The organism is Kushneria pakistanensis, from assembly GCF_014652795.1.
In the GTDB taxonomy this organism is placed as follows: domain Bacteria; phylum Pseudomonadota; class Gammaproteobacteria; order Pseudomonadales; family Halomonadaceae; genus Kushneria; species Kushneria pakistanensis.
The window spans coordinates 480,467-495,492 of sequence record NZ_BMZM01000001.1; the positions used below are offsets into that span (position 1 = coordinate 480,467).

A 15,026-nucleotide genomic window follows, 5' to 3' on the forward strand; every position below is an offset into this window, starting at 1 on the left:
CGATTTTTAAAAGCAATCACATCGCTTCATTGCAAGGAAGAACAAGGATCATGGGCCAGCGTATCTTCTGGACCGCCGCCTCGCTGACCGGTCTTCTCTCGACCATGGCACAGGCGGCGCCCCAGCCACTGCCTGCAAGCGAACTTGACTGGCAGGCCTGGGGTGATGACCGCCCCGCCAATGCGCTGTGTCGGGGCCGCTATATCATGCCGGACTATCGTATCGATGCCGGCAGCAACCCGTCACAGGTGCGCACCGAATCCGATGACGCCGGCTACGGCAGCAACGGGGAAACCCTGCTTGATGGCGAGGTGGTCCTGCGTCGCGGTGATCAACAGCTGGAAGCACAGCGCGCCACGCTCAATGAAGCGCGTACCAACGTATCGCTGCAGGGTCCGGTGGCCTATCGTCAGCCCGGTTTTCTGGTGCGTGGGGATCAGGGCCAGGTGGCGCTCAACAGCGACGCCGCCGAGATCGATCAGGCCCACTACGTTGCCCATCAGCAGCGTCTGCGCGGTGATGCAGGCCAGCTGGCGAGGCTGGAAGACGGCCGCTACCGCCTAAGGGACGCTTCCTTTACCACCTGCGAGCCGCAGTCGAGCCTCTGGAAACTGGTCAGCAGCGACATTACCCTTGATCAGGAGCGGGGTTACGGTACGGCGACCCATGCACGCATGGAAATCGAGGACGTTCCGGTCTTTTACTGGCCCTGGGTACGCTTTCCGATTGATGATCGCCGTCTGACCGGCTTTTTGTGGCCTTCGATCAGCTACGGCAGCGAAGCGGGACTTGATTACGCTCAGCCGTTTTATCTCAATCTCTCGCCCAATTACGATGCCACCATTACGCCGCGCTATATCTCCGGGCGAGGCGAGGCACTGGGTGGGCAGCTGCGCTATCTCTTTGATGAGGATGCCGGCACGCTGGAAGGCAACTATCTTGGCCACGACAATGGCGGAGATGACAATGACTTCAAGGGCGAAGATCGCTGGTTCGTACGCTATGCCCATGATGGACGCTTCTCGCCGCGGACCACGTACAACCTGCGCTATGGCGGGGCCAGCGATGGCGACTATTTCGACGATTTCGGCCAGACCTTTGAAGAACAGGACACCGATAACCTCGAACGTCTGGCACGTTTGAATTATCAGGGGACTACCTGGAACCTGCAGGCACGCGCCCGTGGCTATCAAAAGCTCGATGAGCCGTTGCGCGATGATGACAAGCCGTTTTATGAGTTGCCGGCACTATTGGCCAGCGCACGCTGGGATCAGGCCGGTGGCTTCTATGAAGAGTTCAACTCCAGCGCGACCTACTTCTGGCGTGACGTCAATTACAGTGATTCGTCAATTATTCCACAGGAGTCCGCGACCGGTGCCCGCGTTCACATGGCGCCTGCCGTCGGCTTTCGTCGCTCGCCCTCCTGGGGCTTTTTCGAGCCACGCGCGCAGCTCATGGCCACCCAGTATGATCTGGACTGGCATGGTCGCAACGACACCTCGGGTTTTGATGATTCGCCCAATCGAGTGCTGCCGGTACTGTCGGTAGACTCGGGGCTGATATTCGAGCGTGACACCAGCATGTTCGGGCGTGACTGGCGCCAGACGCTGGAGCCGCGGCTGTACTATGCCTATGCGCCCTATCGGGATCAGTCCGAGCTGCCGCAGTTTGATAGCCGTGAACAGCCGCTGTCCTATTCACAGCTCTGGTCGCCCTATCGCTTCAGTGGTTCTGACCGTATCGGTGATACCAACAAGGTGTCCTACGGGGTCAGCACGCGTTTCCTGGAAGATGACACCGGGCGTGAGCGGCTGGGGCTGTCGGTCGGACAGAGTCATTATTTTGAGGATCGTCGCGTCGTTGATGCCCGCTTTGAAGATCGCATCATCAACGAGCAGAGCGATCTTTTTTACCGTAATACCCGTGATCGCTCCCCGATTGTGGCCGAGGCCGACTGGCAGATCAGTGACCGCTGGTCGGCACGTCAGTCGTTTTTCTATGACGATCATCGCAACCGCACCGAGAAGACCTCGTCGTACCTGACCTATCAGGATACGGACAACCTGATCCTCAACCTGGGCTATCGCTGGACCGTACAGGACTTTGATCCCTTCGGCGATCAGGATGATCGTCTGACCTACAATCGCGAAGAGTACGACGTGTCGGCGGCGTATCGTCTGACGCCGGCAATTTCACTGCTCGGACGCTATCTGTATGATCAAACCAACAATCGTACGCTCGAAACGCTGGCAGGGGTTCGCTTCGACGACTGCTGCTATGGCGTTCAGCTCGCCTGGCGCGAGTATATCGACGATAACAGTACGGCCCGCATCGACGATGACGATCGCAAGCACGGTCTCTTTTTGTCCTTTATCTTCAAGGGGCTCGGCGGCGTGGGCCAGGGCAGCAGTGATGGCTACTTCTCCCAGGCCATTCCCGGCGTCCGCGAAAATGACTTCGGCGCCTATACCGGCGTGAGCAATTAGGCCACACGACAGTTCGTGACTGGGCCATAACCCGTAGCGAAGGCATGACCTTGCTGCACTACTGACGTAACGTCGGTTTTATGGATGAGAAGAGAGATGTCATGAAAGTACGCAACGCAAACACGCTAGCCGCTCTGGGCCTTGCGCTGAGTCTTTCCATTTCGCCGCTGGCGGGGGCTGCCGTGCAGCCTCTGGATCGCGTCGTCGCAGTGGTCAACGATGAAGCCATCATGTCCAGTGATCTGGATCAGCGCGTAGAGCAGGTGCGCCAGCAGATGCAGTCACGCGACATCGGCATGCCGGACCAGGGCGAACTGCGCGAGCAGGTGCTCTCGCGCATGATTACCGAGCAGATCGAGCTGCAGATGGCCAAACGCGCCAATCTGAGCGTCAGCGACAGCGACCTCAACCAGGCGATGCGAGGCGTTGCACAGCGCAACAACATGACGCTTGAGCAGTTCGCCGACCGGGTCGAGCAGGAGGGCATGAGCTATGCCCAGGTCAGGGAGCAGATTCGCCGTGAGCTTCTGATTACCCAGGTACAGCAGCGCAGCGTGGCCAGCCAGGTCAATATTTCCGATCGTGAGGTGGATCAATACCTCAAGCAGGCCGGCAGCAATGCCAATGTTCAGTATCATCTGGCGCATATTCTGGTCGCCGTGCCGCAGGCACCCACGCCCCAGCAGGCCGAAGCGGCCCGCGAAAAGGCCAATCAGCTGCGTCAGGCGATCACCTCGGGGCAGGCGAGATTTCAGGAAATTGCCGCGGCGCAGTCCGATGGGCCTCAGGCGCTGGACGGGGGTGATCTGGGCTGGCGCAGCGGCGCCGAGATGCCCAGCATCTTTGATGATGTTGTCCCCGGTCTGAACGTGGGGGATGTCAGCGAGCCCATCCGCAGTCCCAGCGGCTATCATCTGATTACCCTGCTGGACAAGCGTGGCGGCGGCAACGCCGAGCAGCAGCGTGAGCAGATTCGACGCACGCTCTTTCAGCGCAAGGTCAATGAGGAGCTTGAGGCATGGACGCAGGAAATTCGCGCTTCAGCCTACGTCGACAATCGCCTGGAGCAGGGTGACGCCGCCAGCGCTACACCGTAACAGGCCATGCGCCTTTTCGGGTGCCTACGCTGATGACAGGCCGCGAGTAACCCTCGCGGCCTTTCGTTGATGAAGGCAGCTCTCTTTTACGCAAGGAACTTTCATGTCACGACAACCGGCCCCCATGCGTGCGCGCAAGCGCTTTGGGCAAAATTTCCTCCAGGATCACGGCGTCATCGAGCGTATTGTTGGCTCGGTACGCCCGCAAAAGGGTGACCGACTGGTCGAAATCGGGCCGGGGCAGGGTGCCCTGACCGAGGTGCTGCTCCAGACACACGGTGCCCTTGATGCCATTGAACTGGACCGGGATCTGATTCCGGGACTGCGCACGCGTTTTTTTAACTACCCCGATTTTCATATCACCGAAGGTGATGCGCTGGCCTTTGACTTCAGGGAGTTTCGTGGAGATGGCCCGGCGCTGCGGGTAGTGGGCAATCTCCCCTATAACATTTCCACGCCGCTGATCTTCCATCTGCTGGGCGCAGGCGATGCCGTGCGTGACATGCACTTCATGCTGCAAAAGGAGGTCGTGGCACGCCTGGCGGCAGAGCCAGGTACCAGCCAGTGGGGGCGGCTGTCGGTCATGACCCGCTACTATTGTCAGGTAGAAGCGCTGTTTGACGTGCCACCTGAAGCCTTTGTGCCTCAGCCCAAGGTGGATTCCAGCATTGTCCGACTGGTGCCATGGCAGACAAGGCCCCACGTGGCACACGATGAAGCGCTGCTGTCGGATCTGGTACGACGTTCCTTTTCCCAGCGACGCAAGACGCTGCGCAACAATCTGCGCGATGTCATGAGTGCCGAAACACTGGAGTCGCTCGGGATTGCGCCCACCCGTCGTCCGGAAACGCTGAGCGTCGGGGAGTTTGTGACGATGGCCAATCATCTGGCCGAGAACGCCTCATGAGTGAGCCTGCCCGGGACATCGTGATCGAGGTTGAAAGCTTCTATCTGCCGGCGGAATCGAATCCTTCGCAGCAGCGCTTTGTGTTTGGCTACCGGGTTGCCATTCGTAATCATTGGGACTATTCCATACAGCTTCTGGCCCGCTACTGGCGTATTTCCCAGGGCAGCGGTGAGGTGAGGGAAGTGCGCGGCGAAGGTGTCGTGGGCAGACAGCCCATGATCGCGCCAGGTCTGCCCTTCAACTACAGCAGTCGCGCCATTCTCGATAGTCAGGTCGGCGTGATGGAGGGCAGCTATACCTTCATGGCGCCGGCGCTGGGAGATACCTTCGATGTGACGATCGCGCCCTTTCGTCTGGCCTGTCCGTTGCACCTGCATTGATGTTCCAGGTGCCGTGCTCTGGAAGGATCAATGTCACCTTCATTCAACGGTTTCGGAGTAGATAATGACCATCTGGGCCATTGGTGATTTACATGGCTGCGGCCATGAGTTTGATGAACTGCTCAAGGCCATCGATTTTGTGCCCGGGCGCGATCACCTGTGGATTACCGGCGATCTGATCAATCGCGGCCCACAATCGCTGGAAACGCTTCGCCGTGTCCATGGCCTGCGTGAGCATGCCAGCGTGGTGCTGGGCAATCATGACCTGCATCTGCTGGCCGTCGCCTTTGGTCATGGACGTCTCAAGCCCTCGGATACCCTTGCGGATATCCTTGAGGCGCCAGATCGTGATGTGCTGCTGGAGTGGCTGCGCTGTCAGCCCCTCATGGTCGAATCCCAGACACACCAGTGTGTCATGACCCATGCCGGCCTGCTGCCACAGTGGTCCATCGAACGGGCCCGGCAATATGCGCGTGAAGGTGAGGCCATGCTCTCTTCGCGTCAGTTCTTCGAGTTTCTTCCTCATATGTATGGCAATGAACCGGCGCGTTTTGAGCCGGCACTGCGCGGCAATGATCGTCTGCGCGCCATCATCAATGTGTTTACCCGCATGCGTTTTATCGACGAGCGCGGCACGCTTGATTTCAGTGCCAAGGAGGGCCTTGATAGTGCCCCCGAGGGCTTCAGGCCCTGGTTCTGCTTCGAGCGGGGTGACACCGAACGCCTGATTTTCGGGCACTGGGCGGCCCTTGAAGGCCGCGCACCAGGCGCGCAGGCCAACGTTCGATCGCTTGATGCCGGCTGTGTCTGGGGCGGTGCCCTGATGGCCATGAATCTTGAAACCGATCAGGTCGTCACGATCGCGGCGCAAAAGCCGCGTCAATAGCCTCGAGACGCCGTTCAAAGTACGTCAAAGGAGAATCCATGTCCTTCAGTCATCTTGATCACGACAGCCTGAAGCAATGGCAGGACAACGGCACTGCTCATGCAGTGGTGGATATTCGCGACCCGCTCAGCTTCAGTCAGGGCCATATCCCGGGCAGCCGGCATCTGGACAACACCAGTGTGGGCGATTTTATCGAGCAAACGCCGCAGGAGAGTACTGTGGTGGTGGTCTGCTATCACGGCCATTCCAGTCAGCAGGCGGCACTCTGGCTGGCCGGGCAGGGCTATGAAAGGGTGTATAGTCTCGACGGCGGCTTTACTCACTGGCAGCACCATCACCCCGAGCAGGTGGTGCGTGATGAGGGTATGGAGCCACAGTGATCTGTTTTGAACTCGACGAGGCATTAAAGGGGCTTGAGGTCTACTGCGTTGGTGGCGCCGTTCGCGATGACCTTTTGGGTATCGCGCATGATGATCGCGACTGGGTGGTGGTAGGGGCCACCAGCGAAGATATGCTGGCCCGGGGATTTCGACCGGTCGGGCGTGACTTCCCGGTCTTTTTGCATCCTCATACCCACGAGGAGTACGCCCTGGCGCGGACCGAGCGCAAGTCCGGCCATGGTTATACCGGTTTTGTGGTCCATGCCGCACCCGATGTCACGCTGGAGGAGGATCTGGCACGCCGCGATCTGACCATCAATGCCATGGCCCAGGATAGCGCAGGCCGCCTGGTGGACCCCTTTCAGGGTGCGGATGACTGTCGGGCCGGTACACTGCGTCATGTCTCACAGGCCTTTGTTGAGGATCCGCTGCGCATTCTGCGGACCGGGCGCTTTCTGGCGCGCTTTCGCCCACGTGGTTTCACGGTAGCCGATGAGACGATGGCGCTGATGAAGACCATGGTGGCAGAGGGCGAAGTCGCCCATCTGGTCGCCGAGCGGGTATGGCAGGAAATCGAGCGAACGCTGGGTGAGCAGGATCCGGCCGCCTTTTTTGAACTGCTGCAGCAATGTGGTGCGCTGAATGTATTGATGCCGGCACTGGATGATGTGCTGGCGGCAGGGCTAACGCGAATGAGCGCAGCAGGCACTCCCATGGCGCGCTGGGCCCTGTTGACCGCCGACCTGTCACATGAGGCGCTGATGGCGCTTTGCGAGCGTTATCGTGTGCCCGGTGAGTGGCGTGACCGGGCGCTGATGGTGGTGCGCAGTCGTGAGTTACTGTCGGACTCACCTGATGCCGAGCAGGTGCTGGCCTGGGCGCAGGCCATGGATGCCTGGCGGCGGCAGGCGCGAATGAATGAAGTGCTCGATATACTTGCCATTGGCGACCTTGGCTTGCCGGTGGCAGTGCTTGAACATGCCGTTGGTCAGGCGCGGCAGATTTCGCCGCAGTCACTCATGGCGCAGGGGTATCAGGGCGCAGAACTGGGGCGCATGATCGATGTCGAGCGTCGCCGCGCTATTGAATATGCGCTGGCGCAAGCGTGATGGCCTCCAGGGGCGCTGACGCTGAAATTTCTATTCCCTGCCATTCAAAGGATACCGGCCAGAGTCCCTGCGAGTCGGCATCAAAGTCCTGCCACATGTCCCGGTAACGCATGCCGGTGCGGGGGTGACGATAGTCACCAAAGCTTTCGGCCAGTGGGCGCAGTACAAAGGCGTTATAGGTGATCTCTTCACGTGGCAGGGTCACCCCGTCAATGCAGCCGTTCAGATCGTCAACGCAGAGAATATCGATATCCAGCGCTCGTGAGCTGAATTTCGGGGCGCTGTGGTCACGGCCGTTGTCGCGCTCCACCTGCTTGCACCATTGATTGAGCTTGGCCACCGGCCAGGGGCATGACGCGCCGACCACTAGGTTGTAGAAGTTGCACGGGCTGTCAAAGCCGACCGGATGGCTTTCAAAGACCCGCGAAATCAACAGTTCACCAAAAGCACCATGCAGGGCTGAAAGTGCGGCATCAATGCGTCGATGACGCTGGGCATTGCTGCCCAGGCTGAACAGTACGAACGCCATGTCAGCTGCGGTACTCGCCGCGCTCAATGCGCACACCGACAAAAGCGGCATCGGCGACGGCGCCGGGCTTTTTCAGCGTCAGGCGCAGCCAGGCGATACCGAACTCCTCGCGAAGAAGTGTGGCAATGCGCTCGGCAAAGGTTTCCACCAGCTCGAACTGATGCTCGCTGCAGTACTGCTGAAGGCGCTGGCTGATGGCGGCATAATCCAGCGTAGCGCTCAGGTCGTCATCACGGGCTGCCTGGGCAATGTCACAGCCCAGCTCCAGCGTCAGTAAAAGACGCTGATGAATGCGTTTTTCCCATTCATAGACGCCAATCACGGCTTCCAGCGCCAGTTCTTCAATCAGTACCATATCCATGGCGACACTCCTGTCATGGGTTATTGATTCAATCCTGGCGCCGAGCAGGCGGGGTCAGCTCGGAAAGTGGCCAGCGGGGCGTTGCGATCATGGCCTGGTCGTCGCGCTCCCCGGCAACCAGGCGCTGAGCGCCGACATAGGCAATCATGGCGCCATTGTCGGTACAAAAACGGCCTCTGGGGTAGAAGGCGCGAGCGCCCATCCTTTCCAGCGCCGTATCAAGGCGCTGGCGCAGGCGTTGATTGGCGCTGACACCGCCGGCCACGACCAGTCGCTTGAGGCCGGTTTGCTCCAGCGCGCGTCGACACTTGATGACCAGTGTATCGGCAACGGCTTCTTCAAAGGCACGCGCCACATCGGCACGAGCCTGATCGTTGAGCTCTCCCTCGGCTTCCAATGCCTTGACAGTGGTGAGCGTATGGGTCTTCAGGCCCGAAAAGCTGAAGTCCAGCCCGGGGCGGTCCGTCATGGGTCTTGGGAAACGAAAGCGAGTGGGGTCGCCCTGCTCGGCCAGCCGGGCAATATGAGGGCCACCGGGGTAGGGCAGCGAGAGCATGCGGGCGGCCTTGTCAAAGGCTTCTCCGGCCGCATCATCCACGGACTCGCCCAGCAGTTCATAGTTGCCCAGCGCATGTACTGCCACCAGCTGTGTGTGTCCGCCAGACACCAGCAGGGCAACGAAGGGAAATTCGGGGCGCTCTTCTTCCAGCATGGGGGCCAGCAGGTGTCCTTCCATGTGATGAACGCCTAGTACCGGCACCTGCCAGGCCCACGCCAGACCATGTGCAGTCGCTGCACCCACCATCAGGGCACCGACCAGCCCGGGGCCGGCCGTGTAGGCGATGGCATCGACATCGTGACTGCCCAGCCCTGCCTCGGCCAGCACCTGATCAATAAGGGGGAGCAGGCGGCGCACATGATCACGCGAGGCCAGTTCGGGTACGACCCCGCCGTGTTCGACATGCATGTCGATCTGGCTGAACAGGGCATCGGCCAGCAGCCCGTGCTCGCTGTCAAACAGGGCAATTCCCGTTTCATCACAGGAGGTTTCGATCCCCAGTACGCGCATGATGTGTCCTGATTCCAGTAAGGGCGTCTTTCAAAGGCGGGTGTCAGCCGACAATCAGTATTGTCTGCCGCTGACAGGGCGCCAAGTTTACCCGTTTGTACTTCTCGCGTCAGGCGCTTTGCAAACCGAAGGCGCGACGTTTATAATGCATGGCCCTGTAATACCGGGCTGTGCTTCTGGCCGCTGATCGCGGCGCCTCCACTGATTCGTGATAAACATGTCATGACCGGTTAAGTGCCGCATCGACGGCATTGAGCACATTCAAACCTCATTGATCTCCTTAAGGTGGTGATTGCTTAATGCCTTCCGTCAAAGTACGTGACAACGAACCGTTCGACGTTGCTCTGCGTCGCTTCAAGCGCTCCTGTGAAAAGGCTGGTGTGCTTTCTGAAGTCCGTCGTCGTGAGAACTACGAAAAGCCCACAGCCGAGCGCAAGCGCAAGGCAGCAGCAGCTGTCAAGCGCCATGCCAAGAAGCTGCAGCGCGAGCGCAAGCGCTTCGAGCGGTTGTATTGATCCGTACCTGAGCGTATGCCCAACGCTTCAGCGGGATGCCGAACGGCCGCCAATGGCGGCCGTTCGTTTTTGTAAACGGTGATGGTCTGAGCGTTGCAGGTAGTGCGCTTGCAACGGTTGCCATCACTGACATCGCAACACGAGACACCTGATACACCGAACACCCTGATGAAAAGGGTGGTCGCGATGTGACGGGCATGATCACTGACCCTTGAGGTAGTGCAGGACATTATGGCCGGCAGAATTCCTCAACGATTCATCGACGATCTACTGGCGCGAACGGATATCGTTGATGTCATTGGCTCTCGTGTACAGCTCAAGAAGGCAGGGCGCAATCATGCTGCGCTTTGTCCGTTTCATCAGGAAAAGTCTCCTTCCTTTACCGTTAGTGCCGATAAGCAGTTTTATCACTGCTTCGGGTGTGGCGCGAGCGGCAATGCCCTGCGCTTTATCATGGAGTTTGATCGTCTGAACTTTCCCGAGGCGATCGAGGCACTGGCCAGTCGCGCCGGCATGGAAGTGCCGCGTGAGGGTGAAAGTGACGAGCAGCGCCAGCAGGCTCGCGTGCAGGCGAAGCGTCAGGAAGAAGCGGTCAATCTACTGGAGCTGGGGACGCGCTTTTACCAGCAGCAGCTGGCCTCGTCAGCAGCGCAACAGGCACATGCGTATCTGGCGCGTCGCGGTCTGAGTAACGACATCGTCAGCCGCTATGCCATTGGTTACGCACCTGCCGGCTGGGATGCGCTCAAGCGTCATCTGGGCGAAAAGGGCGTGGATGAAAATGTTCAGGTCGAATACGGTCTGCTGGTCAGAAAGGAAGAGACCGGGCGCAGCTGGGACCGTTTTCGTGATCGGGTCATTTTCCCCATTCGGGACTGGAAGGGGCGTACCATCGGCTTTGGTGGGCGAGTGCTGGGAGATGAAAAGCCCAAGTATCTCAATTCACCCGAGTCTCCGGTATTCCACAAGGGACGCGAGCTCTATGGTCTTTATGAGACCCGAGTGCAGGCAAAGCGTCCCGAGCGCATGCTCATCGTGGAAGGTTACATGGATGTGGTGGCGCTGGCCCAGCATGGTGTTGATTACGCTGTGGCTACGCTGGGTACGGCCACCACGGAAGAACATCTTCGGCGCCTGTTTCGTCTGGTGGATGAAGTGGTGTTCTGCTTTGATGGTGACGCCGCCGGCCGACAGGCGGCGCATCGTGCGTTGAATACCGTGCTGCCGCTAATGATTGACGGACGTCAGGCGCGGTTTCTGTTCCTGCCGGAAGGCGAAGACCCGGACTCCCTGATTCGTCAGGAAGGCGGGGAGGCCTTTGAACAGCGTGTCGTGCGTGCGGGTTCTCTGACCGAGTACCTGTTCGATCATGCTTCACAGGGGCGTGATCTGCGTCGCATCGAGGATCGAGAACGTTTTGCCAGTGCCGTGCTGGAAGGCATTGGCCGTCTGCCGCAGGGGCTTTTGAAATCGCTTTTGATGCGCGAGCTCAGCGAGCGCACGGGCCTTGAACGCGACACGCTCGAGGCGATTTCCGAAGGCAATGCCAGACCTGCTGCCGCTGCGGCGCATGCGCCACAGGAACAGGCCAGAGGGCATGAGGCCGGACATCGGGAGCCGCCGCCGGCGAAAGCATCGCCTCGTCGTGCGCAGGGGGAAGCGACCCTCAGCACGAGTGGGCGAATCCTGCACCTGATCGTGCATTCCCCATCTCTGGTGGACGCACTGCCGGAAGGTGAGGCGTGGTGCCCTGAGGATGATGATGGGCAGCTCTTGCAGGAAGTGGTACGGCTGGTTCGCGCCGGTGGGTATCGTTCTTCGCAGGTGCTTTTGGCGCACTTTCATGGCAGCAGCCACGGTAGTCGGCTGCTTGCCCTGCTGCGGCGTGAGCCATTGATTCCCGGGCCGCTGCGCCATCGGGAAATCGAGGTGCTGGTGGCGCATTTTGAGCAGCAGCGCCAGCGTTTGAGTCCTGAGCGCGAGCTGGAAGCGCTGCAGGATCGAGAGCGCAATGGTGAAAAACTTACGCGTGAGGAAGCGGGTCGGCTCTGGCAGCTGATCTGCGAGATCAGGCGTTAAACCCCTGTCATGGGGTTGAAACAGGCGTTTGTCCCCCTTATTTAGAGGGGTATTACGACAGGCCGCTGCATCGCTTGTGGCGCCCGAATCAATACACAGGATTGGTGAGAAGCGTCAGCCTTCTGCTGTCGGCTCCCTGCTGGTCTATACTGGATTGCCTGGTGTGCTCTTTGGCACGTTCCAGGCGCTTCACTCTTCTTCGAGATAGGTTTCTATGGCTGGAAATACACCGCAGTCACGTCTGAAGGAGTTGATCGCGCGAGGCAAGGAACAGGGGTTTCTTACCTACGCCGAGGTCAACGACCATCTGCCTGAGGATATTGCAGATCCCGATCAGGTAGAAGACATCATCGGCATGATCAACGACATGGGTATCAATGTCGTTGAAGAAGCACCCGATGAAGATACGCTGATGATGTCGGATCAGTCTGCTGACGAATCTGCCGCCGAAGAAGCTGTCGCAGCGTTGGCGGCCGTTGAAAGTGACGTTGGCCGTACGACTGATCCGGTACGCATGTACATGCGTGAAATGGGGACCGTGGAGCTTCTGACCCGTGAAGGCGAGATCGAAATCGCCAAGCGCATCGAAGAAGGCACTCGTGAGGTCATGTCGGCGCTGTCCAGTCTGCCGGGCGCCGTTGACTCCATTCTCGAAGCCTATGATGCCACTCAGGATGAAGAGGCTCCGGGTCGTCTGTCGGATCTTTTCTCTGGCTTTATTGATCCCGACGAAGGTGTTCCGGGTGTGGCTGAAGTGGAAGAGCCACTGCCCGAGATGGTTGCTGATGACACCGATGACAGTGACAGCGATGACGACAGCGACGATGATGACAGCGGCGATGAGGATGATACGGCCTCTGAAGGCGGCCCGGACCCCGAGCTGGCACGCGTTCGTTTCGAACAGATTCGTGAGCAGAACGAACAGGCCAAGGCTGCTATAGAAAAGCACGGTCTCCATTCTGCCGAGGCCCGCGCCGAGCAGGCACGTCTGGCTGAGCTGTTTTCGCCGATCAAGCTGGTGCCGCGTCATTTTGAGCGACTGGTGGGTCAGCTGCGTCTGAGCGTTGGTCAGATCCGCGAGCAGGAAAAGACCATCATGCAGCTGTGCGTCAAGCGCGGCAAGGTACCTCGCAAGTCCTTTATTGCCTCCTTCCCGGGTCGTGAATCCGATACAGGCTGGCTTGATGATTTCGTGGCGCGTAACAGCAAGCATGCTGACAATATCGAGCCGCTGCGCCCCGATATCGAGCGTGCTCAGCGCAAGATTGCCTTTGAGGAAGAGCTGGCGCTTTTGCCGGTAGGCGAGCTCAAGGACATCAATCGCCGTTTGTCGATCGGTGAAGCCAAGGCCCGTCGCGCCAAGAAGGAGATGGTGGAAGCCAACCTTCGTCTGGTGATCTCGATTGCCAAGAAGTATACCAATCGTGGCCTGCAGTTCCTGGATCTGATTCAGGAAGGCAACATCGGTCTGATGAAAGCGGTCGACAAGTTCGAATATCGTCGTGGCTACAAGTTCTCGACCTATGCGACCTGGTGGATTCGTCAGGCCATTACGCGCTCGATTGCTGACCAGGCGCGTACCATTCGTATCCCGGTGCACATGATCGAAACGATCAACAAGCTCAATCGTGTGTCGCGCCAGATGCTTCAGGAAATGGGTCGTGAACCCACACCGGAAGAGCTGGGTGAGCGCCTTGAAATGCCGGAAGACAAGGTGCGCAAGGTGCTCAAGATTGCCAAGGAGCCGATCTCGATGGAGACGCCCATTGGTGATGATGACGACTCGCATTTGGGTGATTTCATTGAGGATTCCACCATGGTCTCTCCGATTGATTCGGCCACCGGCGAAGGGCTTATCGAGGCCACGCGTAACGTGCTGGGTGGATTGACGGCGCGGGAGGCCAAGGTGCTGCGCATGCGCTTCGGGATCGACATGAACACGGACCACACGCTTGAAGAAGTGGGCAAGCAGTTCGATGTTACCCGCGAGCGTATCCGTCAGATCGAGGCCAAGGCGCTGCGCAAGCTGCGTCATCCGTCGCGTTCCGAGTCGCTGCGCTCCTTTATCGACGAATAAATATTACCGTTGTTCGTATCAACGCCCGCTCCGGCTACGGAGCGGGCGTTTTTGTATCTGTAGACAGCAGCTTTACCACTCAGGGAAGCGGTGCGCGTCTGGCCTCGGCACAGATCCAGTCATGAACGGCACGTATTCGCGGATCGTCCAGCGCACCGAAAGCATGCACGATCGCGTAATGGCGCCCGGTATTGACCCGCTGGGCCAGGGGGGCCACCAGCTCGCCGCTGCTGAGCTCATCGCGCAGCAGCGTCTGGCGTGCAATGGCAATCCCCATGCCCGCACGTGCTGCTTCCATGGTGAGGTCATGACGATTGAAGCTGTAGCCCCGCTGGATGCCGGTAGTGTCAGCACCGATGGCATCGAGATAGTGATGCCATTCTCCATGTGCGCTGCTGCCGCGCCATGCCGTCACGTCGTGTAGCAGCGGATAGTGTGCCAGCCGGTCAGGATGATTCAGCGCCGGGCGGTGGCTGAAAAGGGCCGGCGCGCACACCGGAAAGATCACCTCTTCCATGAGCAGCGTGGAGGCCATGCCCGGGTAATGGTCGTCGCCCAGATCAATGGCCAGATCGAAGTTTTCCTCCGTCAGGGCGCGATCGCTGTCTTCGGCATGGAGATAAATATCCAGCGCCGGCAGCTGTGCCTGCAGGCGCGGAAGGCGCGGCATCAACCAGCGCGTCAGGAAAGAAGGCACGCAGCGCAATATCAGTTCACCGCTCATCAGGCCGCGCGAGAGACGCTTGAGCTCCTGATCAATGCGTCCGTGCGCGCTTAAAACAGCCTCGGCTAGGCGCTCTCCTTCGGCTGTCAGTGATAGCCGGCGCGGGTGACGATGGAAAAGCCGAAAGCCAAGCCGCTCTTCAAGCAGGCGAATCTGCTGGCTGACAGCGCCGGTGGTCACATTGAGTTCACCGGCTGCACGCGTAAAGGAAAGATGGCGTGCCGCGCAGGCAAAGATGTGAAGACCTGCGTGCATGGCAGTATTGGCTGAAGGCATGGGAAGCTCGACGTCAGCGATCACCCTGAATCAGGGTTTATGTGTGATGGTTTAGCAGAGCTAAACCCTGGTTGCCTATTTATGCTTTGAAAGGCGATTCAAGGCAATACATGCTGAGGCCATCGCGCATAAATCCGACGATGGTTTAGCG

Annotated in this window: 14 protein-coding genes; 10 read left to right on the forward strand and 4 right to left on the reverse strand. The window is 59.2% G+C overall.

The window, feature by feature from the left end:
• Nucleotides 1-50 precede the first annotated feature (50 nt).
• The 7 genes from IE123_RS02110 to IE123_RS02140 all read left to right on the forward strand — a co-directional run bounded on the left by IE123_RS02110 (nt 51) and on the right by IE123_RS02140 (nt 7,245).
• Complete coding sequence (locus tag IE123_RS02110; protein WP_189514613.1) at nt 51-2,486, forward strand: LPS-assembly protein LptD; 2,436 nt, start codon at nt 51-53, stop codon at nt 2,484-2,486.
• Nucleotides 2,487-2,587: 101 nt separating this feature from the next.
• Nucleotides 2,588-3,583 carry a peptidylprolyl isomerase gene (locus IE123_RS02115; RefSeq protein ID WP_189514615.1) on the forward strand — a complete coding sequence of 332 codons (996 nt, stop codon included), beginning with the start codon at nt 2,588-2,590 and terminating at the stop codon, nt 3,581-3,583.
• Between the two features lie 103 nt (nt 3,584-3,686).
• Nucleotides 3,687-4,490: a 16S rRNA (adenine(1518)-N(6)/adenine(1519)-N(6))-dimethyltransferase RsmA gene (rsmA, locus tag IE123_RS02120; protein WP_189514617.1), complete on the forward strand. Its 804-nt coding sequence runs from the start codon at nt 3,687-3,689 to the stop codon at nt 4,488-4,490.
• Nucleotides 4,487-4,870 carry a Co2+/Mg2+ efflux facilitator ApaG/CorD gene (gene apaG, locus IE123_RS02125; protein ID WP_189514619.1) on the forward strand — a complete coding sequence of 128 codons (384 nt, stop codon included), beginning with the start codon at nt 4,487-4,489 and terminating at the stop codon, nt 4,868-4,870. The genes rsmA and apaG overlap by 4 nt, the downstream gene beginning before the upstream one ends.
• Before the next feature lie 64 nt (nt 4,871-4,934).
• Complete coding sequence (locus IE123_RS02130; protein WP_189514621.1) at nt 4,935-5,756, forward strand: symmetrical bis(5'-nucleosyl)-tetraphosphatase; 822 nt, start codon at nt 4,935-4,937, stop codon at nt 5,754-5,756.
• Nucleotides 5,757-5,794: 38 nt separating this feature from the next.
• Nucleotides 5,795-6,136, forward strand: a complete 342-nt coding sequence (gene glpE / locus IE123_RS02135; RefSeq protein ID WP_189514623.1) for a thiosulfate sulfurtransferase GlpE — start codon at nt 5,795-5,797, stop codon at nt 6,134-6,136.
• On the forward strand, nt 6,133-7,245 hold the full coding sequence (locus IE123_RS02140) for a tRNA nucleotidyltransferase/poly(A) polymerase-related protein (protein ID WP_308430180.1): 1,113 nt from the start codon (nt 6,133-6,135) through the stop codon (nt 7,243-7,245). The genes glpE and IE123_RS02140 overlap by 4 nt, the downstream gene beginning before the upstream one ends.
• Here the strand turns inward: IE123_RS02140 and folK are convergent.
• From folK to tsaD, 3 genes are read right to left on the reverse strand one after another with little or no spacing between them, the layout of a single operon-like run.
• Nucleotides 7,217-7,774, reverse strand: coding sequence for a 2-amino-4-hydroxy-6-hydroxymethyldihydropteridine diphosphokinase (gene folK, locus IE123_RS02145; protein ID WP_189514625.1), 558 nt, complete (start codon nt 7,772-7,774; stop codon nt 7,217-7,219). The two genes, IE123_RS02140 and folK, sit on opposite strands and share 29 nt — an antisense overlap.
• Before the next feature lies 1 nt (nt 7,775).
• Entirely contained in the window at nt 7,776-8,135 is a 360-nt protein-coding gene (gene folB / locus IE123_RS02150; protein ID WP_189514627.1) for a dihydroneopterin aldolase, read from the reverse strand.
• Nucleotides 8,136-8,163: 28 nt separating this feature from the next.
• Nucleotides 8,164-9,204, reverse strand: a complete 1,041-nt coding sequence (gene tsaD, locus IE123_RS02155; RefSeq protein WP_189514630.1) for a tRNA (adenosine(37)-N6)-threonylcarbamoyltransferase complex transferase subunit TsaD — start codon at nt 9,202-9,204, stop codon at nt 8,164-8,166.
• Between the two features lie 299 nt (nt 9,205-9,503).
• Between tsaD and rpsU the strand changes: the two genes are divergently transcribed.
• The 3 genes from rpsU (at nt 9,504) to rpoD (ending at nt 13,875) form a co-directional block, all read left to right on the forward strand.
• Complete coding sequence (gene rpsU, locus IE123_RS02160; RefSeq protein ID WP_086622362.1) at nt 9,504-9,719, forward strand: 30S ribosomal protein S21; 216 nt, start codon at nt 9,504-9,506, stop codon at nt 9,717-9,719.
• A gap of 231 nt (nt 9,720-9,950) precedes the next feature.
• Nucleotides 9,951-11,798, forward strand: coding sequence for a DNA primase (gene dnaG / locus IE123_RS02165; protein ID WP_189514632.1), 1,848 nt, complete (start codon nt 9,951-9,953; stop codon nt 11,796-11,798).
• A 214-nt stretch (nt 11,799-12,012) separates the two neighbouring features.
• Entirely contained in the window at nt 12,013-13,875 is a 1,863-nt protein-coding gene (rpoD, locus tag IE123_RS02170) for an RNA polymerase sigma factor RpoD (protein WP_189514634.1), read from the forward strand.
• A 79-nt stretch (nt 13,876-13,954) separates the two neighbouring features.
• Here rpoD and IE123_RS02175 read toward each other — a convergent pair whose 3' ends face one another.
• Nucleotides 13,955-14,875, reverse strand: a complete 921-nt coding sequence (locus IE123_RS02175; RefSeq protein WP_189514636.1) for a LysR substrate-binding domain-containing protein — start codon at nt 14,873-14,875, stop codon at nt 13,955-13,957.
• Nucleotides 14,876-15,026: the final 151 nt, after the last annotated feature.